The following is a 20,540-nucleotide window of genomic DNA, read 5'->3' as shown; positions in this document are numbered from 1 at the left end:
CGCCGCTACACGGTGTCCATGAGGATGCGCGCGTCGTCGTCGACCCAGTCGAACGACTTCGTCACCGCTTTGCGCCAGAGCCGATAGCGGCGCTCGCGCTCGTCGGGCTCCATCCGCGGCTCGAAGCGCACGTCTTCGCGCCAGTGCTCCCGCAGCCGGTCGCGCCCCGTCCACACGCCGGTGGCGAGCCCTGCCGCGTACGCCGCACCCAGCGCGGTGGTCTCCACGACCCGCGGACGCACCACCGGGATGCCCAGGATGTCGGCCTGGAACTGCATCAGCAAGTCGTTGCGGGTCATGCCGCCGTCCACCCGCAACTCGTCCGGGGCGACCCCGGTGTCGGCGGCGACGGCCTCGACGATGTCACGGGTCTGGAACGCGGTGGATTCCAGCGCGGCCCGGGCGATGTGCCCTCGCGTGACGTAGCGGGTCATTCCGACCAGGGCGCCGCGCGCGTCGGGCCGCCAATACGGGGCGAACAGCCCCGAGAAGGCGGGCACGAAATACGCCCCGCCGTTGTCGTCGACGGATGCCGCGAGCGCCTCGATGTCCTTGGACCGCTGGATGAGGCCGAGGTTGTCGCGCAGCCACTGCACGAGCGACCCCGTCACCGCGATGGAGCCCTCCAGCGCGTACCGCGCGGGTTCCTCCCCGCACCGGTAGGCGACGGTGGTGATGAGGCCGTGCTGCGATCGGACCAGCTCGGTGCCGGTGTTCACCAGCAGGAAGTTGCCGGTGCCGTAGGTGTTCTTCGACTCCCCCGCGTCGAACGCGGCCTGCCCGAAGGTCGCCGCCTGCTGGTCGCCGAGGATGCCGGCGATGCGCACGCCACGGGCGATCCCGGGCACCGAGACCTCGCCGACCACTTCGGACGACGAGCGGATCTCGGGGAGGATGCCACGCGGGATGTCCCACACCGCCAGCAGTTCGTCGGACCAGTCGAGCGTGCGCAGGTCCATCAGCAGGGTGCGGCTGGCGTTGGTGACGTCGGTGACGTGGATGCCGCCCCGGCTGCCGCCGGTGAGGTTCCAGATGAGCCAGGTGTCCGGGGTGCCGAACATCACGTCGCCGGCTTCCGCGGCGGCGCGCACCCCGGGGACGTTGTCGAGGATCCAGGCGATCTTCGACGCCGAGAAATAGGTCGCCAGCGGCAGCCCGGTCTGCTCCGCGAAGCGCTGGCTGCCGGCGTCCGACTGCGCCGCCAGCTGGTCGATGCGCGGCTGTGTGCGGGTGTCCTGCCACACGATCGCGTTGGCGACGGGGCGGCCGGTGCGGCGATCCCACAGCATCGCGGTCTCGCGCTGATTCGTGATGCCGATCGCGGCGATGTCCCCGGCGCTCAGGCCGGCACGCGACATCGTCGAAGACAGCACCCACTCGGTGTTGGTCCAGATCTCCATCGGGTCGTGCTCGACCCACCCGGCACGCGGGAAGATCTGCGCGTGTTCGCGCTGCGCTGTCGTGACGATGCTGCCCGTCGAGTCGAACACGATGGCCCGGGTGGACGTCGTTCCCTGGTCGATCGCGATCACGTGGTCGGCCACGGCGTCTCCTCGTTCTCGGGTGCCGGCTCTGCCGCGCGCACGGCGCGCAGTCCCCGGTCGATCTCGTGCCGCACACGTGCATCGTCCCACCCGAGGACCGGGGCGATGACCTCGGCCACTTCGCGCGCCGCGTCCGGTGTGACGGCGCCGATGAACGCCAGGCTCGTGCGGCGCATCAGCACGTCGTCCAGGTGACGCACGTGCTCGGTGGCGGCCACATGGCGCAGTTCCGCCGAACTGTACTGCGGCGCCAAGGTGAGCGGTGCGTCGCCCGGGTCGCCGACGATGGCGGCGATCACCTCCGTCGCGACGGTGCCGTAGCGGGAGAGCAGCCTATCCACCCGCGCGGTCGGCAGCGCCCCGGTGTGGTCGGCGACCCACTGCACGCGGGCGCGCTGGGTCGCCGGGAACCCCTGGCCACCCCCGATCGCAACGCTCTTGGTGGAGCGCCGCCGCGGGACGCCGAGGTGGGTCAGCACGGTGTCGGCGAGGCGCTCGGCGGAGGCGCGGAATGTGGTCCACTTGCCGCCGACGAGGCTGAGCACCACTGCCGGGGTCCCGTCGATGCGAGTGGCGTCGATGCGGTAGTCGCGGGAGACGAATCCGGGCGCGACTTCGTCGTGGCGGGGCAGCGGTCGCACGCCGGAGAAGCGGTAGACGATGTGCGAGCGGTCGACGCGGACGCTCGGGAGCACCTGGGCCACGAGATCGATGAAGTAGTCCACCTCCGCCTCGGTACACACGGCAGGTTCGCGCATGTCGTGCTCGAGGTCGGTGGTGCCGATGAGCACCCGACCCTGCAACGGGTAGATCAGGACGATGCGGCCGTCCTCGTTCTCGAAGAAAAGCTCCCGGCCGCCGGTGGCCGCCAGCAACTCGGGGCTGTCGACGACGATGTGCGAGCCCTTGGTACCGCCCATCCGCGGTGCCCGGTCCCCCAGCGCGGCGTTCGTGAGATCCACCCAGGGGCCGGTGGCGTTGACGACGACGGATGCCGTGAAGACCGTCTCCGCCCCGCTCCCCTCGTCGCGCAGCACGATGCCGCCGCCGGCGGCTCCCACCGCGGCGGTGTAATTGGCCGCGCGGGCACGGTCACCGCCGGCGCTGATGCCGTCGCGCAGCACGTCGATCGCGAGTCGTTCCGGGTCGTGCACCGAGGCATCCCAGTACGTGGCGGTGTACTTCACCCGCGGGTTCAGCTCGGGCAGCTGTCGAAGTGACCGCTTGCGACCGTAGAAGGTGTGCCGGGGAACCTGCCCCCCGCCACGCGAGAACGAGTCGTAGATGACCAGGCCGATCTTGATCAGCGCGGCCCCGCGCTCCCGCGGCTTGCCCTTGCCGTGGCGCAGGAAACGCAGCGGCGCCGAGAGGAGCCCCGAGAAGGTGGAGAAGATCGGGATCGTCGTCTGCAGCGGTCGCACGTAGTGCGGTGCATCCTTCAGCAGCGCGTTGCGCTCGGTGACCGCCTCATGCACCAGGCGGAACTCCCCGTTCTCGAGGTAGCGCACCCCGCCATGGATCATGTGCGAGGAGGCCGCCGAGGCGCCGCTGACATAGTCGGCGCGCTCGACCAGGGCGACATCGACGCCCTGCATCGCGAGGTCCCGGAACGCCGCGAGGCCGTTGATGCCACCGCCCAGGATGAGGACATCCGCATGTGCTCGGGCGGCGAGCGCCGCAAATCCGGGGTTCTCGTCGGCAGTCGGCATCCGTGCGGCTCTCCCTCGCGTTCGCTGATTCCACCCTGTCATGCTCCGGCCGCAGACACGACTCAAGCGAGAAATATGCACGGGAATGATCCACCGGATGCCGCGTTTGACTAGACTCGAGAGCAATTACGTGCTCCGGGGTCGGTGAGAATCCGAACCGGCGGTGACAGTCCGCGAGCCCGCGCCTTACGGCAAGGGTTGACCCGGTGAAATTCCGGGACCGACGGTGATGCGACAGATGTCGCTAGTCCGGATGGGAGGCAGCACGAACGACGCCACGCGCGTCGTCGACGGCAGTCCACCCCCGGAGTTCTTACCGGAGGACGACGGATGACCGCGACAGACCGCGAACGCGACGCCATGCGCCGTGCGCTGGCGCTGGCCGTGCGCGGCCCCCGCGGGGTGAACCCGCAGGTGGGCGCCGTGCTGCTGTCCCCCGACGGGACGGTGCTGGCCGAAGGCTGGCACCGCGGCGCCGGCACAGACCACGCCGAGGTGGATGCGCTGCGCAAACTCGCCCCCGGCGCCGCCCGGGGCGCGACCGCCGTGGTCACGCTGGAGCCCTGCAACCACACCGGTCGCACCGGGCCGTGCGCCGCGGCCCTCATCGCCGCGGGCGTCGCCCGCGTCGTCTACGCCGTCGCCGACCCCGGCGAGGCATCCTCCGGTGGCGCCGCGCGCCTGGCCGCGGCCGGCGTCGAGGTCGAAGCCGGCGTGCTTTCCGACGAGGGCCGGGCGCTGCTGGATTCCTGGCTCACGGTACAGCGGCTGGGCAGGCCCCACGTGACGGTCAAGTGGGCGCAGTCCCTCGACGGCCGCGCCGCCGCCGCCGACGGCACGAGCCAGTGGATCACCGGACCGGCCGCACGCGAAGACGTGCACCGCCGGCGTGCCGGTGCCGACGCGATCGTCGTCGGCACCGGCACGCTGCTGGCCGACGACCCCGCCCTCACCGCCCGCCGCCCCGACGGCACGCTGTACGAGCACCAGCCGATGCCGGTCGTGCTGGGGGCGCGCTGGATCCCCGACGACGCCCGCGTGCGGCAGCATCCTCGCCCCGTGCTGCACCGCGACGGCAGTCGCCTCTTCGACGAGTGGGGCGACCCCGACGGCTCGCTGCTGGCGGAGCTGCGCGGACTCGGCGTGCACCGCGTGTTCATCGAGGGCGGCCCGACGATCGCGAGCGCATTCCTGCGGGCGGGCCTGGCCGACGAACTCCTCGTCTACGTCGCACCGACCCTCATCGGCGGACCGAGGCTGGCCCTGGGCGAACTCGGTGTGGCCGACATCACCCAGCAGCACCGGCTCGACGTGGCATCCATCGAACGACTCGGCGACGACCTCCTGATCGTCGCCACCCCGCACGCCGTGCGGAATGAACCACAGGAAGGAACCCGTTGATGTTCACCGGAATCGTGGAGGAACAGGGCGAGATCGCCGCCATCGCGGCATCGGGCGACGGCGTGCGGCTGACCGTGCGCGCGCCGCTGGCGGTGTCGGATGCCGCGCACGGCGACTCGATCTCGATCGGCGGGGTGTGCCTGACGGTCGTGGACCGCGACGGCGACGCGTTTACCGCCGACGTCATGAAGCAGACGCTGGACATGTCCACACTGGGCGGGGCCGTCGTCGGCACGCGGGTGAACGTCGAACGGGCGATGGCCGCTCACGGGCGTCTGGGCGGACACATCGTGCAGGGCCACATCGACGGCACCGGCGAGGTGCTTCAGGTGCGCCCCGGCCAGCAGTGGCGCGTGTTGCGCATCGGCCTGGCCCCCGAGCTTGCACCCCTCGTCGTGGACAAGGGGTCCATGACGGTGGACGGCGTCTCGCTCACCGTCAGCGCCGTGAGCGCGCCCGACGCCACCGAGCCGTGGTTCGAGGTGTCACTCATTCCCGAGACCCTCACCGCCACGACCCTCGGCGCCCTCGCGCCCGGCGACCGCGTCAACCTCGAAACCGACATCCTCGCGCGCCACGTGCAGCGCCTGCTCGCATTCCCCCCGACCGCCGCGGCGGTCCGAAACGAAGGAGGCTCCCGATGAGCCTTGCCACCATCCCCGAAGCCCTCGAGGCGCTGCGTGCCGGCCGACCCGTCATCGTCGCCGACGACGAGAACCGTGAGAACGAGGGCGACGTCGTCATCTCGGCACAGCTGGCCACCCCCGAATGGATCGCCTGGACGGTGCGCCACTCCAGCGGCTTCATCTGCGCGCCGATGCCCGGCGAGTGGGCCGACCGGCTGGACCTGCCCCCGATGGTGGAGGTCAACGAGGACGCTCGCGGCACGGCCTACACCGTCAGCGTGGATGCCGCCGATCGGGTGACCACGGGCATCAGCGCGAGCGACCGCTCGCGCACCCTCAACGTGCTGGCCGACCCCACCGCCACCCCGGCCAGTGTCATCCGCCCCGGGCACATCCTGCCGCTGCGCGCGGTGGACGGCGGCGTGCGCGAGCGCGGCGGTCACACCGAGGCATCCGTCGAACTCATGCGCCTGGCAGGACTGGCGCCGGTCGCGGCGATCTGCGAGATCGTCGCCGAGGACGGCTCGATGATGCGGCTGCCCGGCCTGATGGAGCTGGGCGAGCGCGACGGACTGCACGTCATCACGATCGAGCAGCTGGTCGCCTACCTCGACGAGCACGAGCCGCTCCCCGACGGCGGCAGCCCCACCGTCCACAAGCGGCGCGTGAGCCTGCGGGCGGAGTCACACGTTCCCACCTCCCACGGCACGTTCCGCTTCCTCGCCTACAAGGACCGGGTCACCGGCACCGACCACCTCGCGATCGTCTCCGGCGACCTCACCGCCGACGCCCCGCTGGTGCGCGTGCACTCGGAGTGCCTCACCGGTGAGGCGCTCGGCTCGCTCAAGTGCGAGTGCGGCCCCCAGCTGGATGCCGCGCTGGACGCGATCGAGCAGGAGGGCGGCGTCGTGGTCTACATGCGCGGCCACGAAGGTCGCGGCATCGGCCTGATCAACAAGTTGCGCGCCTACTCTCTGCAGGAGACCGGGCTGGACACCGTCGACGCGAACCTCGCGCTGGGGCTGCCGGCCGATGCCCGCGACTACGCCGCCGCTGCCGGCATCCTCGCCGACCTCGGCGTGGAGCGGATCCGACTGCTGACCAACAACACCGACAAGGTCGCCCAGCTGCAGACCCTGGGCCTGAACGTCGTCGAACAGGTGCCGCTTCTGGTGGGGGTCGGCCCCAACAACCACCAGTACCTCACCACCAAGGCCGAGCGCATGGGCCACACGATCGCCTCCGCCGACCTCGACGGCGCGCTGGCACGCACGAAGGAGGCCAGCGCATGAGCGGCACCGGTTCCCCGCAGTCCGCAGCGATCGACGCCGCCGGCATCCGTGTCGTCGTCGTCGCCGGCAGCTGGCACGACGCGATCACCGACGGCCTCATCGCCGGCGCGCAGCGCACGCTCGACGCGTCCGGCGCCAGCTGGTCCCTGGTGCGGGTGCCCGGCGCGTTCGAACTGGCCGTCGTGGCCAAGGCGGCGCTGGAGTCCGGCGCCGACGCGGCGGTCGCCCTCGGCGTCATCATCCGCGGCGGCACGCCCCACTTCGAGTACATCTCCGCCGCAGCCACCGACGGGCTCACCCGGGTGGCACTGGACACCGGCAAGCCGGTGGGTTTCGGGGTGCTCACCCTCGAGGACGAGCAGCAGGGGCTGGATCGTGCGGGACTGCCCGGCTCCCGGGAGGACAAGGGCGCCGAGGCGGCGGATGCCGCGCTGCGCACCGCCCTGGTGCTGCGCGACCTGCGCCGCTGACCCGTACCGCCGCACCATCAGCACCACTGAAGGTCGGACTAGACTGAGCGCATGGAAACCCTGCGCCACGTCGTGCTCCTCGTTCACCTGACCGGATTCGCGGTCCTCTTCGGCGCCTGGGCCGTGGAGGCCTTCGGCGGCCGCCGCCGCTTCACTCGGCTGATGACGATCGGCATGACGATCGCCGCGGTCGCAGGGCTCGCTCTGGCCGCCCCGTGGGGCATCGACTACGACCTGAACTACGCCAAGATCGGCACCAAGCTCGTCGTGCTGCTGATCATCGGCGCCTTGCTCGGCATCGGCACGGGCCGCCAGCGCAAGACCGGCTCCGTGCCGACGGTCATGTTCTGGTCGGTCGGTGTGCTGACGCTCCTCAACGCGGGGATCGCCGTCATCTGGCGCTGATCCCGCCGCCGACGCCGGGCGCTGCGCCCGGCGTCGGCATAGGATAGTTGCCTGCGCGGCCGCCCTGGGCGGCCGCCCCGGTGAACCAGCGCTGCGACGCCCGCCGCACCACCCCTGCTCCGGACGCCTGCCACCGGAACGTCCCACAAGGACTGCTTCCCACTCTTTGACAGGCTTCCACTTCATGTCCTCAGCACCCGCGGCAACCACCCCCGCTCCCGCCAACCCCCGCTCGCGCGTCATCGCCGCGAGCCTGGTCGGCACGACGATCGAGTTCTACGACTTCTACGTCTACGCCACCGCCGCCGTCCTGGTCTTCCCCGCCCTGTTCTTCCCGACCGGCGATGAGACCACCGCCCTGCTGTCGTCGTTCGCCGTCTTCGGCGCCGCGATGGTGGCCCGGCCCATCGGTGCCGTCATCTTCGGCCACTTCGGCGACCGCTTCGGCCGCAAGGCGACTCTCGTCGCGTCGCTGCTCACGATGGGCATCGCGACCTTCATCATCGGGCTCCTTCCCACCTACCAGAACATCGGATGGTGGGCGGCGCTGCTCCTGCTGATCCTGCGGCTCGCGCAGGGCTTCGCCCTCGGCGGCGAATGGTCCGGCGCGGCGCTCGTGGCCACCGAGAACGCCCCCAAGGGCAAGCGCGCCTGGTACGGGACGTTCCCGCAGCTGGGTGCGCCGATCGGATTCATCATCGCCAACGGCATCTTCCTGGTCATCAACTTCACCCTGCCGCACCCCGACGGCCCCTCCCAGCGCTCCGACGCGTTCCTCGAGTGGGGCTGGCGGGTGCCGTTCCTGTTCTCCGCGGTCATGGTGATCGTGGGTCTGTGGGTGCGTCTGAAGCTCGTCGAGTCCGAGACGTTCGCCAAGGCGGAGAAGACCGGCGCGATCCGCAAGTTCCCGCTGGGTGAGGTCATCCGCCGGCACTGGCGGCCGCTCATCCTCGGCACGTTCATCATGCTGGCGACGTATGTGCTGTTCTACCTGATGACGAGCTTCACCCTGTCCTACGGCACCAAGGCGACCGCCGAGGGCGCCGCCGCTGCCGCCGTGGCCGCCGGCCAGGCGTTCGACGCCGCCTCCTACGTTCCCGGTCTCGGATTCGGATACACCGACTTCGTCATCATGCAGATCATCGGCGTGGTCTTCTTCGGCATCTTCACCCTGCTGTCGGGCCCGGTGGCGGACTCCATCGGCCGGCGCAAGCTGCTCATCTGGGTGACCGCCGCGATCGCCGTGTTCGGTCTGCTGTTCAACGTGTTCCTCACCCCGTACGCGGACCCGAAGTTCACCGGCGCCCTCACGCAGGCGTTCCTCATCCTCGGGTTCATGCTCATGGGAGCCACCTTCGGCCCTATGGGCGCCGTGCTGCCGGAGCTCTTCCCGACGAACGTCCGCTACACCGGCTCGGCGATCTCCTACAACGTGTCCTCGATCCTGGGCGCGGCACTGGCGCCCATCGTCGCGGTGGCGCTGTGGGCGGCCGCCGATGGCCAGCCGTGGCTCGTCGGCGTGTACCTCACCGCGATGAGCGTGCTGACGCTCGTCGCGCTGGTGCTGTCGAAGGAGACGAAGGACGTCGAGTACGAGACGAACATCGGTCTCGGCGTCACCGGTTCGCTGTAGTCGACAACCGGACGAGTCGGATGCCGCGGGGTTCACGCCCCGCGGCATCCGTCGTTTCCGGCGTGCTCAGTCGAGGAACAGCACGCGCAGCCGCTTGGTGGTGAGCACCAGGCCGACGGCGATCATGACGACGTAATACAGGATGTGCCACCCCATGTCCGGACTCATCACCCCGGTGGTGAAGCCGCGGATGAGCTCCACGCCGTGCCAGAGCGGAAAGGCCATGACGATCCGCTGCACCACCTCGGGGTACACCGTGATCGGGTACAGCGTGGAGGAGAAGAGGAACATCGGCAGCAGCACGAAGTTGATCCAGTCCATGTGCTGGAACGTCTTCATGTAGCTGGTGATCGCCATCCCCAGGCTCGCGAACCCGAAGGCGATCAGCAGCACCGCCGGGATCGCGAGGATCGCCGTGGGGGCGAGGTTGAGCCCCAGGATCTGCATGATGATGAGGAACCCGGTGGCGTACAGCAGCCCCCGCAGCAGGGCGTAGAGGATCTCGCCCAGGGCGACATCCAGCGGCCCGAGCGAGGTCGCCAGCATCCCCTCGTAGAGCTTGCCGTAGTTGAGCTTGAAGAACACGTTCCAGGTGGAGTCGTAGATCGCGCCGTTCATCGCCGACACCGCCAGGAGGGCCGGTGCGATGAAAGCGGCGTACGACACCGAGACCCCGGCGCTCGTCTGCACGTCGCCGATGAGCGAGCCGAGCCCGATGCCCATCGAGGCGAGGTAGAACACCGGCTCGAAGAATCCCGAGAGCACCACGATCCAGCTCGACGAGCGCGCCGCGATGAGACCGCGCTGCACGACGGCCTGCGGGTTTCCCGCCCACAGCGCCCGCACTCCCCCGCGCCGGTGGGGTGCGGTGGCGGTGTCGACGGTCGTGAGCGTCATTTCGCCAGCCGCCGTTCGAAGATGCCGCGCGCCAGCGCGTAGCCGATCGCGGCGAGCACCAGCAGGTAGGCGGTATGCCCCAGCACCGCCGGCAGCTGCTCGGGGGCGCCGTAGGTGAGGATGCGCCCTGCCTGGGTGGCGTGCCACAGCGGGGAGACCCAGCCGATCCACTCCAGCCAGTCGGGCAGGTTCGACAGCGGATAGAAGGTGCCCGAGAACAGAAACATCGGCATGAAGATGAACCGCTGCACGAGGGCGAACTGCCCCTTGTCGTCTTCGATGGATGCCGCATACGCCATGAGCGGGATGCCGAAGGCCACGCCCGCCAGCACGCCGAGGACGATCGAGAGCCACGCGGTCGCCGGGTGGGGCACGCCGCCGCCGAACGCGGCGAAGAAGATCCAGATGAATCCGTAGTACGCCGCGACCCCGACCAGCATGCGAGCCGAAGCGCCGACGATGACGCCGTTGGCGATCTGCGCCGGCGAGAGCGGGGAGGCGTTGAACCCGTAGAAATAGCGACGCCACTTGAAGCCCGCCATCACCGGGTAGGTGAACTCCTCCGAGGCCACCGCGATGGCCGCGGTCATCAGCAGCGCGGGGGCGACGAACAGCAGGTAGGACACCTGCACTCCGGCATCGTCGACGGGCGCCTGGATGAGTGCGGCCAGGCCCACGCCCAGGCCCAGCAGGTAGATGATCGGCTGCCCCAGCGCGCCGACGACGATCGTCCAGCCGTAGGCGCGCATCGCCCGCACCATGTGCTCGGTGACGTACCAGGAGCCGCGGGTGCGGGGCTTGCGCCCCCATGCCATCGCTTCGGCGCGCAGCTCGTCCGGCGACGGGTGCGCCGGTGACGCCGCCCCGGGCTGCGGCGAGGTGGCATCGCGTGGGTGCGTCATTCGATCAGCGACCTTCCCGTCAGCCGCAGGAACACGTCTTCCAGCGACGAGCGACGCACCAGGCTCGTGATCGGCTGCAGGCCGAGGGCGCTCACCCGCTCCAGCGCCGCCTCGCCGTCGTGGGCGTAGATCAGGATGCGGTCGGGCAGCACCTCGACCCGCTCGCCGATGCCGTGGAGCTCCGCGGCGACCTGCTCGTTGCGCGCCGAGCCGAAGCGCACCTCGAGCACCTCCCGCGAGGAGTGCTCGCGGATGAGCGAGGATGGCGTCCCCTCGGCCATGATGCGGCCGTTGTCCACGACGATGAGGCGGTCGCACAGCTGCTCGGCCTCGTCCATGTAGTGGGTGGTGAGCACGAGCGTGGTGCCGCGCTCCTTCAGCCGGAACAGCCGGTCCCAGAGCACATGGCGCGCCTGCGGGTCCAGGCCCGTCGTCGGTTCGTCCAGCAGCAGGATCCGCGGGTCGTTGATCAGCCCGCGGGCGATGGTCAGGCGCCGCTTCATGCCGCCGGAGAGCTGGTCGACCTTGCTCTTGGCCTTCTCCTGCAGCTGCGCGAACGCCAGCAGCTCGTCGGCCTTCTGCGCGCACACCTTGCCGGGCAGACCGAAGTAGCGGCCGTAGATGTAGAGGTTCTCGCGGGCGTTCAGCTCGCCGTCGAGATTGTCCTGCTGCGGGACAACACCCAGGCGCGAGCGGATCTCCGGCCCATACCGGTCGGGGTCCAGGCCCAGGATCTGCAGGTCGCCGCTGGTGCGGGTGGAGACCGCGCCGATCATCTTCATCGTCGTCGACTTGCCCGCGCCGTTGGGACCGAGAAGGCCGAACGACTCCCCGGGCGCGACCTCGAACGACAGCCCGTCGACGGCGAGGAAGTCGGGCTTTGCCTTGACCTTGTAGGCCTTGACGAGGTTGTGGGCGGAGATGACCGGTGCAGGCACCGCCCCACAGTAGCGCCGTCGTCGGACACCGGCGCGGGGGGTCGCGACCACCGGTGCGTCAACATACATTGACACTCCCTGGCAGCGTCAACTATGGTTGACGCGTCACGAAGGAGGCGCGCATGGGCGCAGACGAGATCCGCACGCTGGTGGGCACTCCCGGCGAGCGCGAACCCATCGCCGAGCTGCACCGGCTCGCCGAAGTGCGCCGGGAGCTCTCCCGCGCCGAGGAGACGCAGGTGCGCCGTGCCCGCAACCTGGGCTTCTCGTGGCAGGCGATCGCCGCCGCCCTCGGTGTGAGCCGGCAGGCAGTGCACAAGAAGTACGGTCGAAGGTAACCCCCCGCATGAACGAGGTATCACCCATGTCCTCTCCCACCTCCTCCCGCGCCCGCCGCGGCCGCAAGGCCGCGCAGGACGGCCCCCGCGCCAGCCTCAAGCAACTGCTGCCGTTCCTGCTGGAACACAAGGGCGTGCTCGTCGTCGTCGCGATCCTGAGCGTGCTCGAGGCGCTCGCGACCCTCGGGCAGCCGCTCGTCGTGGGTCAGGTCATCGAACGCGTGCAGGCCGGCGAGATGCTCGGGATGCTGGTCTGGCTGCTGATCGGGCTGGTCGTGGCATCCTCGCTCATCGGCGGCTGGCAGCACTACCTGCTGCAGCGCACGGGTACCGCGGTGGTCTACTCCAGTCGCAAACGCCTGATCGCCCGGCTGCTGCACCTGCCGGTGAGCGAGTTCGACGCCCGCCGCACCGGTGACCTCGTCTCGCGCGTGGGCACCGACACGACCCTGCTGTACGCCGTGCTCACGCAGGGCCTGGCCGATTCGCTCGGCGGGGTGCTCATCTTCGTCGGCGCGATCGCGGCGATGGCGATCATCGACCCGGTCCTGCTGCTGCTGATCCTCGTGGTGATCGGGATCTCGGCGACGGTCGTGGGCCTGCTCAGCGGCCGCATCCGCACCGCGACGCAGGCACAGCAGGAGAAGGTCGGCGAGCTGGCCTCCGGCGTGGAGCGCGCCATCGGTTCCATCCGCACCATCCGCGCCGCCGGCGCCGCCGACCGCGAGCAGCAGGCGATCGGTGAGACCGCGCGCGGTGCGTACGACGCCGGCGTCAACGTCGCGAAGGCGTCGGCGCTGGTGGTCCCCGTCGCCGGTGTCGCCCTGCAGGTGTCGCTGCTGGTCGTGCTCGGGGTGGGCGGGTTCCGCGTGGCATCGGGCGCGATCTCCATCGCGGACCTCGTGACCTTCGTCATGTTCCTGTTCTTCCTGGTGGGGCCGCTGGGGTCGTTCTTCGGCGCGATCAGCTCGGTCAACCAGGCACTGGGAGCCCTCGGGCGCATCCAGGAGGTGCTGGACCTGCCGACCGAATCGGCCGACGACGCCGTGATCGCCGCGGCCGTGGCCGCCCCCGCAGCGGCGGATGCCGCGCGCGTCGTCCCCGCGATCGAGTTCCGCGACGTGCGGTTCCGCTACCCCGAGGCCGTCGTCGCCGCCCGCCGCACCGCCGAGACGGAGGCGATGAAGACGCTCGCCGACGCGCACGTCGACGCTGCCGCCGTCGCGGTGGCCGATGAGCCGACCCGCGACGACGACGTGCTGCGGGGCGTGTCGTTCACGGTGCCCGCCGGTGCCCGCGTCGCTCTGGTCGGACCGTCCGGCGCCGGCAAGAGCACGACGCTCGCGCTGATCGAGCGGTTCTACGACCCCACCGGCGGCGCGATCCTGCTGCAGGGGCGCGACATCCGCACGCTCCCCCGCGACGAACTGCGCGCCCAGCTCGGCTACGTGGAGCAGGACGCCCCCACGCTCGCCGGTACGATCGCCGAGAACCTGCGACTGGCCTCGCCCGCGGCATCCGACGCCGAATGCGAGCGCGTGCTGCGGGACGTGAACCTCGGCGATGTGCTCGAGCGCAGCCCGCTGGGGCTGGACGCCCCGGTCGGCGAGGCGGGCGTGATGCTCTCCGGCGGCGAGCGTCAGCGGCTCGCGATCGCCCGGGCGCTGCTGGCGGCTCCCCCGATCCTGCTGCTGGACGAGTCGACCTCGTCGCTGGACGGGATCAACGAGCAGCGCATGCGCGAGGCCTTCGACGCCGTCGCGACCGGCCGCACGCTCGTCGTGATCGCGCACCGGCTGTCGACGGTGGTCGACAGCGACCACATCGTGGTGATCGACCACGGTGAGGTCGTCGGCCAGGGTACGCACTCCGAGCTGGTCGAGACCACGCCGCTGTACCGCGACCTCGCGAAGCACCAGCTGCTGGTCTGACCCGCTGCTCGCGAAACCGGGGACGACCCGCCTCAGGCGGGCTGAGCGAGCTTCAGGCGGTAGCGCAACGCCGCGAGCTCGGCGTACAGCGTCGCCGGCACCCGCCCATCGAAGGTGTCGTAGAACTCCTCGGTGAGCTGGGTCTCGCGCAGCCACGAACCGGGATCGATCGAGAACAGCTGGTCGAGGTCGGCCTGCGGCACGTCGATGCCGTCGAGATCGAGGTCCTCGATGCGCGGCAGCCGGCCGATCGGGCTGTCCACGGCGGGTACCTCGCCCTGCACCCGGCGGATGATCCAGTCGATGACGCGGGAGTTGTCTCCGAAGCCGGGCCAGAGGAACCGGCCGTCGCTGCCCTTGCGGAACCAGTTGACCTGGAACACCCGCGGCGCCCGGTCGAACCGCAGGTTCTGTCCCACGTTCAGCCAGTGCCCGAAGTAGTCGGCCATGTTGTACCCGCAGAACGGCAGCATCGCGAACGGGTCGCGGCGCAGTTCGCCGACAGTCCCCTCCGCGGCCGCGGTGCGCTCGGAGGAGATGTTCGACCCCATGAACACCCCGTGCGCCCAGTCGGTGGCCTCGACCACGAGCGGGATGTTCGTCGCCCGTCGGCCGCCGAACAGGATCGCGTCCAGCGGGACACCCTCGGGGGCGTCCCAGTCGGGCGCGATCTGCGGGCACTGGCTCGCCGAGACGGTGAAGCGGGAGTTGGGATGGGCGGCGGGGCGGGCGGAATCAGGCGTCCACGGGTTGCCCTCCCAGTCGGTCAGGTGCGCGGGGGCCTCGTCAGTGAGCCCCTCCCACCACACGTCGCCGTCGGGGCGCAGCGCCACGTTGGTGAAGATCGTGTTGCCCCACAGCGTCTCCACGGCGGTGACGTTGGTGGACTCCCCCGTGCCGGGCGCGACGCCGAAGAACCCGGCCTCGGGGTTGATCGCCCACAGCCGACCGTCCTCGCCGGGGCGGATCCAGGTGATGTCGTCACCGAGGGTCTCCACGCGGTAGCCGGGGATCGTGGGGCGCAGCATCGCGAGGTTGGTCTTGCCGCATGCCGACGGGAAGGCCGCGGCGATGTGGAACGCCTTGCCCTTGGGGTCGATCACACGGATGAGCAGCATGTGCTCGGCCAGCCAGCCCTCGTCGCGCCCGATCACCGAGGCGATGCGCAGCGCGAAGCACTTCTTCGCCAGGATCGCGTTGCCGCCGTAGCCGGAGCCGAACGACCACACCTCGAGGGTGTCGGGGAAGTGCACGATGTACTTCTCGTCGTTGCACGGCCAGGCCACATCCGCCTCGCCCGGCGCCAGCGGCGCGCCCACCGAGTGCACGGTCTTCACCCACGGCTTGCCGGCGTCGATCTGGTCCAGCACCGCCCGCCCGACGCGCGTCATGATGCCGATGGATGCCACGGCGTAGGCGCTGTCGGTGATCTGCACGCCGATCTGCGAGAGCGGTCCGCCCACGGCGCCCATCGAGAACGGCACGACGTACATCGTGCGCCCCCGCATGGAACCGGCGAACAGCGGCGTGATGGTGCCGCGGATCTCGTCGGGGGCGACCCAGTTGTTCGTCGGCCCGGCGTCGATTTCGCGCTCGGACGCGATGAAGGTTCGCCCCTCGGTGCGGGCGACGTCGCTCGGGTGGGAGCGGGCCAGGTACGAGCCCGGTCGCCACTCCGGGTTGAGCTTGATGAGCTTGCCCTCGTCGACCATCCCGCGCAGCAGCGCGTCGTTCTCGGAGCGCGACCCGTCCACCCAGTGGATGCGGGCGGGCTGGGTGAGCGCGGCGATCTCGTCGACCCAGGTCAGCAGGGCTTCGGCACCTTCCCCGGACAGCTGCGGGCGACCACCGGATGCCACCGCGCGCGGGCCCGGCTTGGGCGACGTGGTGACGGGGCGAGTGAAGATGTCGGCGAGGGCCATGGAGTCTCCTTCAGGCGGGATATAACCAGAATGACCCCTTCCCACCCCGACTTTCCACCCCTCTGCCACGCAAGAAGGGCAATTCTTTCGCTAGCATCAAGGAATGGCCGCCTCCTCGCTGGAACTGACGACACTCGGCCACCGCATCCGGCACCACCGTCAGTCGCAGGGATTCACCCTCGATGAGCTGGGTGCCCTCGTGGGCGTCGCCGGCAGCCAGCTGAGTCTCATCGAGAACGGCAAGCGGGAGCCGAAGCTCTCGCTGCTGCAGGCGATCGCCACCGCCACCGGCACGGAGGTGGCCGAACTGCTCTCCCCCGAGCCGCCCAACCGGCGGGCGGCACTGGAGATCGAACTGGAGCGCGCGCAGGCGAGCACCGTCTTCCGTCGCCTGGGTGTGCCGCCGGTGAAGATCACCAAGGGGATGCCGGACGAGACGATCGAGTCGGTCCTGGGGCTGCACCGCGAGCTGCAGCGCCGGGAGCGCGAGGCCATCGCCACCCCCGAGGAGGCGAGGCGCGCCAACACCGAACTGCGCCTGGCGATGCGCACGCAGCACAACCACCTCCCCGAGATCGAGGCGCTCGCCGAGAAGCAGCTCAAGGCCGCGGGTCACGTCGCGGGTGCCCTCACGCACCGCACCGTCAGCATCATGGCCTCCCAACTCGGCTTCGAGCTGATCTTCGCCGGCGACCTGCCCCACTCGGTCCGCTCGGTCTCCGATCTTGAGAACGGCCGCATCTACCTGCCGCCTGCGTCGATCCCCGGCGGCCACGGCCTGCGATCGATGGCGCTGCAGGCGATGGCCCACCGGCTGCTGGGGCACCGCCCTCCCACCGACTACGCCGACTTCCTGCAGCAGCGACTGGAGATCAACTACTACGCCGCGTGCTGCCTCATGCCAGAAGCGCCATCCGTCGCGTTCCTGCAGCAGGCCAAGCGCGACCGCAACCTCGCCGTGGAGGACTTCCGCGATGCGTTCGGGGTGACCCACGAGGCCGCCGGCATGCGCATGACCAACCTGCTCACCACCCACCTCGACATCCCGCTGCACTTCTTGCGCGTCGACGGCAACGGTGCGATCTCCCGCGTGTACGAGAACGACGGCCTGCCGCTGCCGATGGATGTCACCGGCGCGGTGGAGGGGCAGATCGTCTGCCGCCGGTTCCTGGCCAGGTCGGCGTTCGAAGAGCACAACCGCACCACCGAGCACTACCAGTACACCGACACCCCCGCCGGCACGTTCTGGTGCTCGACGCAGACCGGCACCACCTCGGATGGGGAGTTCTCCATCACCGTCGGGGTGCCCTTCGACGACGCTCGCTGGTTCCGCGGCCGTGAGAGCGCCAAACGGGTGACGTCGACCTGCCCCGACGAGGCGTGCTGCCGGCGCCCACCGGCCGACGTGACGGCGCGCTGGGAGGGCAAGGCCTGGCCGAGCGCCCGCGTGCACATGCAGATGTTCTCCCCGCTGCCGCGCGGAGCCTTCCCCGGCGTCGACGACAACGAGGTGTACGACTTCCTCGAGCGCCACGCGCACGGCTGAGCAGCGGAGCCGGGTCAGCCGGTGATGAAGCGGGAGAAGCGTGCCAGCGCCGAGTCGACATCGGATGCCAGTTCCTCGCGCTGCGCGAACAACTCCGGAACGGGCGGCAATGCGTGGCGGTTCGCCGCGACCGAGTGCGACCACATCCCCACCACCTCACCGTCGGCGACGAGGATCGGGCGGACGATACCGTTGATGCTCGGACCGATCGTCGCGGTGAACTCCGCAGCGGCGACCGACGTGCGGTCGGCATAGGAGAGGTAGAACTCCTCGTACGGCGGCAGTGCCAGCACCCGCGGTGCGGAGGCGGAGCGCCGGGGCTCGGCGCCCGCGACGGCGTACCGCCCCTCGGCCACTTCGACGACGCGATCACCCGCGGCTTCCGCCGCTGCGCGGGCGACACCCAACGGCAGCCCCGTCCACCAGGCGAAGTCGGCGGGACCGGCGGGGGCATGCGCGGCGAGGTAGCGCACGTACAGCTCGGCGAGCGGGTCGGCGGGAGTGGCGGCATCCGTCACCCAGTCCTCGGTCAGCACGACGTACTGGTTGTTCGTCGGCGCGCCCTCCCGCGGCACGACCGGCCCGAGCAGGATCACGCTGCGGATCGCGAGAGCGATCAGCAGATGCTGCGCGCGGGCCTGGGTCGTGTCCAGCCCCGCGCCGGCGAGCACCTCGGCGAACTCGCGCCGGGTCACCCGGTTGCCGCCGGACAGCGCGCTCCGCGCCGCCCGCTCGGCGCGGGCGATGTGGGACGGTTCGATCCCCAGCGCACGGTACACGACGGCGTACTGGCGCAGTTGCCGCTCCGCGGTGATCGCCTGCACCCACCCGAGGTCGCGCGGGGGCACGATGTGCACCGTGCCGCGCATGGTCCAGCTGCGGACGATCTCGCCCCGGTCGAACGCGGCATCCACCTCCGACAGCCGCGGGTCGCGGCGGGTGCGCGCCGCGAGCGCCCACCGGCCGCCCCAGAACTCCTGCGCCTGCGTGGCGAGCATGTGCGACGCCGCGTCGGCGATCGACGCCGCCGGTGCGTTCAGCCGGTGCGCGCGCAGGCGCGCGGCGCGGAGGGCTGCGGGTTTCATGCGGTCATCATGGCGGATGCCGCGGACAAAAGCTGTCCGCCTACGATCAGGCGCCGGTGGAGCGTGCTTATACTCGGAGCGTCCGGCGACGCTGCCGCCGGTGCTCGAAAAAGGGGCACACCGCCCCCGGCATGGTCGCCGGGGAAGAGACACACACGGCATCCTTTCCGCCTGTCTGCTGGAGCTCCTCATGCCCACCGTCTCCGCGCACGTCGCCGTCGCACTCGCCCGCCACATCGACCACGTGTTCGGGCTGATGGGCAACGGCAACGCCTGGTTCCTCGACGCGATCGAGCGCGACACCCCCGCCACGTTCACCGCGGTACGCCACGAAGCAGGCGCCGTCGTCGCTGCCGACGCCTATCACCGCGCGTCCGGCGGCCTGGCCGCCGCGACCACCACCTACGGCGCCGGGTTCACCAACACGATCACGGCGCTGGCCGAAGCGGTGCAGGCACACGTTCCGCTCGTGCTCGTCGTCGGCGACGAGCCGACGTCGGGGCCGCGGCCCTGGGACGTGGATCAGATCGCCCTGGCGTCGGCGGTCGGCGCCCGCACCTACACGGTGGGGCGGGCGGATGCCGCGGCGACCACGGTCATCGCGATCGAGCACGCCCTGTCGTACCGCGTCCCGACGGTGTTGGCGATCCCCTACGACGTCGCCAAGCTCGAGGCAGGGCCGGTGCCGACCGCGCCCGAGCCGCAGCTGCCGGCAGCGCTCGCCCCGGCGAGCGCGTTCGCGCAGGCCGCCGTCGACGACCTCGCCGGCGTGCTCGCCGCCGCGAAGCGCCCGCTGCTGCTGGCCGGCCGCGGCGCCTGGATCGCCGGTGCCGGCAGCGCGCTGGGTGAGCTGGCGGATGCCATCGGCGCACTGACGGCCACCACGGCACTGGGCCGCGGCGTCTTCCCCCGCCCGGAGTACGACCTGGGGGTCACCGGCGGGTTCGGCGCGGAGGGCGCGATGGCGCGCATCCGCGAGGCCGACGTCGCGGTGGTCTTCGGCGCCTCGCTCAATCAGTTCACGATGCGCTTCGGGGACCTGTTCGCGCCGGGGACGCGGGTGGTGCAGGTCGACACCGCACCGGCGGCGACGCACCCTCACGTCGGCGGGTTCCTCCGCGCCGACGCCGCCCTCGCGGCGCGGGCGCTCGTCGACGCCCTCGCCCGGCGCGCGGCGGCACCGTCGGGGTGGCGGGAGAGCGTCGATGCGGCATCGCTGCGCGCGCGTGAGGACGGCGACGGCGTGGCATCCGATGGCCGACTCGACCCCCGCACGGTCGCCGCCCGCATCGGGGAGCTGCTGCCGCAGGACCGCGTCGTCGTCTCCGACGGCGGGCACTTCATCGGCTGGGCGAACATGTACTGGCCGGTGGCATCGCCTGACCGCATGATGATGGTCGGCACCGCCTATCAGTCCATCGGCCTGGGCTTCCCGTCAGTCCCCGGCGCGGCGCTGGCCAAGCCGGAGTCGACCATCGTGCTCACCACCGGCGACGGCGGCGGGCTCATGGCGCTGGCCGACCTCGAGTCGGCGGTGCGCGTCGCCGGCGGACGCGGGCTGGCGGTGGTCTGGAACGACCGCGCGTATGGCGCGGAGGTCAACCTCTACGGGCTGCAGGGGGTCGCGACGGCACCCATGCTCATCCCCGAGGTCGACTTCGCCGGCCTCGCCCGAGCGGTGGGTGCCGAGGGCGTGGTCGTGCGCGAGCTCGCCGACCTCGACGCGCTGGCGCAGTGGTCGGCACTGCCGGCATCCGATCGCCCATTCCTGCTGCTGGACGTGCGGGTGTCGTCGTCGGTCATCGCGCCGTACCAGCAGGAGATCATCCGCGTGAACTCCTGACCGCTCTCCCCACCACAGGAGAACTCCCCAATACAGGACGTATCAGCACCGATCGTCC

General features: G+C 70.8%; 17 protein-coding genes and 1 riboswitch. Of the genes, 10 read left to right on the top strand and 7 right to left on the bottom strand.

What is annotated here, in order from left to right:
* Positions 1-5 precede the first annotated feature (5 nt).
* Positions 6-1,544 (bottom strand): glycerol kinase GlpK, encoded by a 1,539-nt coding sequence (gene glpK / locus QNO11_RS03320; RefSeq protein WP_257509312.1) that lies wholly within the window; start codon positions 1,542-1,544, stop codon positions 6-8.
* Entirely contained in the window at positions 1,529-3,253 is a 1,725-nt protein-coding gene (locus QNO11_RS03315) for a glycerol-3-phosphate dehydrogenase/oxidase (protein WP_257509311.1), read from the bottom strand. Before QNO11_RS03315 ends, glpK begins: the two co-directional genes overlap by 16 nt.
* Before the next feature lie 127 nt (positions 3,254-3,380).
* A riboswitch (FMN riboswitch) is annotated at positions 3,381-3,523 on the top strand.
* 60 nt (positions 3,524-3,583) lie between these two features.
* On the opposite strand from QNO11_RS03315, the gene ribD reads away from it, so the two are divergent.
* From ribD to QNO11_RS03285, 6 genes are all read left to right on the top strand, one after another.
* On the top strand, positions 3,584-4,654 hold the full coding sequence (gene ribD, locus QNO11_RS03310; protein WP_285169690.1) for a bifunctional diaminohydroxyphosphoribosylaminopyrimidine deaminase/5-amino-6-(5-phosphoribosylamino)uracil reductase RibD: 1,071 nt from the start codon (positions 3,584-3,586) through the stop codon (positions 4,652-4,654).
* On the top strand, positions 4,654-5,298 hold the full coding sequence (locus tag QNO11_RS03305; RefSeq protein WP_257509309.1) for a riboflavin synthase: 645 nt from the start codon (positions 4,654-4,656) through the stop codon (positions 5,296-5,298). Before ribD ends, QNO11_RS03305 begins: the two co-directional genes overlap by 1 nt.
* Positions 5,295-6,572 (top strand): GTP cyclohydrolase II, encoded by a 1,278-nt coding sequence (gene ribA / locus QNO11_RS03300; RefSeq protein ID WP_257509308.1) that lies wholly within the window; start codon positions 5,295-5,297, stop codon positions 6,570-6,572. Before QNO11_RS03305 ends, ribA begins: the two co-directional genes overlap by 4 nt.
* On the top strand, positions 6,569-7,042 hold the full coding sequence (gene ribH, locus QNO11_RS03295) for a 6,7-dimethyl-8-ribityllumazine synthase (protein WP_257509307.1): 474 nt from the start codon (positions 6,569-6,571) through the stop codon (positions 7,040-7,042). The genes ribA and ribH overlap by 4 nt, the downstream gene beginning before the upstream one ends.
* A gap of 51 nt (positions 7,043-7,093) precedes the next feature.
* Complete coding sequence (locus tag QNO11_RS03290) at positions 7,094-7,447, top strand: Fe-S protein (RefSeq protein ID WP_257509306.1); 354 nt, start codon at positions 7,094-7,096, stop codon at positions 7,445-7,447.
* Positions 7,448-7,631: 184 nt separating this feature from the next.
* On the top strand, positions 7,632-9,080 hold the full coding sequence (locus QNO11_RS03285) for an MFS transporter (protein ID WP_257509305.1): 1,449 nt from the start codon (positions 7,632-7,634) through the stop codon (positions 9,078-9,080).
* A gap of 66 nt (positions 9,081-9,146) precedes the next feature.
* Here QNO11_RS03285 and QNO11_RS03280 read toward each other — a convergent pair whose 3' ends face one another.
* The 3 genes from QNO11_RS03280 to QNO11_RS03270 are packed head-to-tail and all read right to left on the bottom strand — an operon-like array spanning position 9,147 to position 11,817.
* Positions 9,147-9,977, bottom strand: a complete 831-nt coding sequence (locus tag QNO11_RS03280; RefSeq protein ID WP_257509304.1) for an ABC transporter permease — start codon at positions 9,975-9,977, stop codon at positions 9,147-9,149.
* Complete coding sequence (locus tag QNO11_RS03275; protein ID WP_257509303.1) at positions 9,974-10,879, bottom strand: ABC transporter permease; 906 nt, start codon at positions 10,877-10,879, stop codon at positions 9,974-9,976. The genes QNO11_RS03280 and QNO11_RS03275 overlap by 4 nt, the downstream gene beginning before the upstream one ends.
* Positions 10,876-11,817 carry an ABC transporter ATP-binding protein gene (locus QNO11_RS03270; protein ID WP_257509302.1) on the bottom strand — a complete coding sequence of 314 codons (942 nt, stop codon included), beginning with the start codon at positions 11,815-11,817 and terminating at the stop codon, positions 10,876-10,878. The genes QNO11_RS03275 and QNO11_RS03270 overlap by 4 nt, the downstream gene beginning before the upstream one ends.
* Before the next feature lie 122 nt (positions 11,818-11,939).
* On the opposite strand from QNO11_RS03270, the gene QNO11_RS03265 reads away from it, so the two are divergent.
* Both QNO11_RS03265 and QNO11_RS03260 read left to right on the top strand, forming a co-directional pair.
* Positions 11,940-12,155: an AsnC family protein gene (locus tag QNO11_RS03265; RefSeq protein WP_257509301.1), complete on the top strand. Its 216-nt coding sequence runs from the start codon at positions 11,940-11,942 to the stop codon at positions 12,153-12,155.
* 26 nt (positions 12,156-12,181) lie between these two features.
* Positions 12,182-14,086 (top strand): ABC transporter ATP-binding protein, encoded by a 1,905-nt coding sequence (locus tag QNO11_RS03260; protein WP_257509300.1) that lies wholly within the window; start codon positions 12,182-12,184, stop codon positions 14,084-14,086.
* Positions 14,087-14,118: 32 nt separating this feature from the next.
* Here the strand turns inward: QNO11_RS03260 and QNO11_RS03255 are convergent, their stop codons facing one another.
* Complete coding sequence (locus QNO11_RS03255) at positions 14,119-16,008, bottom strand: phosphoenolpyruvate carboxykinase (GTP) (protein WP_257509299.1); 1,890 nt, start codon at positions 16,006-16,008, stop codon at positions 14,119-14,121.
* A gap of 103 nt (positions 16,009-16,111) precedes the next feature.
* Between QNO11_RS03255 and QNO11_RS03250 the strand changes: the two genes are divergently transcribed.
* Complete coding sequence (locus QNO11_RS03250; RefSeq protein ID WP_257509298.1) at positions 16,112-17,554, top strand: XRE family transcriptional regulator; 1,443 nt, start codon at positions 16,112-16,114, stop codon at positions 17,552-17,554.
* A gap of 14 nt (positions 17,555-17,568) precedes the next feature.
* On the opposite strand, the gene QNO11_RS03245 is transcribed toward QNO11_RS03250, so the two are convergent.
* Positions 17,569-18,639 (bottom strand): winged helix DNA-binding domain-containing protein, encoded by a 1,071-nt coding sequence (locus QNO11_RS03245; RefSeq protein ID WP_257509297.1) that lies wholly within the window; start codon positions 18,637-18,639, stop codon positions 17,569-17,571.
* Positions 18,640-18,829: 190 nt separating this feature from the next.
* Between QNO11_RS03245 and QNO11_RS03240 the strand changes: the two genes are divergently transcribed.
* Positions 18,830-20,482: a thiamine pyrophosphate-binding protein gene (locus QNO11_RS03240; RefSeq protein WP_257509296.1), complete on the top strand. Its 1,653-nt coding sequence runs from the start codon at positions 18,830-18,832 to the stop codon at positions 20,480-20,482.
* Positions 20,483-20,540 lie beyond the last annotated feature (58 nt).

Source organism: Microbacterium sp. zg-B96, assembly GCF_030246865.1.
GTDB lineage: Bacteria > Actinomycetota > Actinomycetes > Actinomycetales > Microbacteriaceae > Microbacterium.
This window is presented reverse-complemented; position numbering and strand designations above follow the sequence as displayed.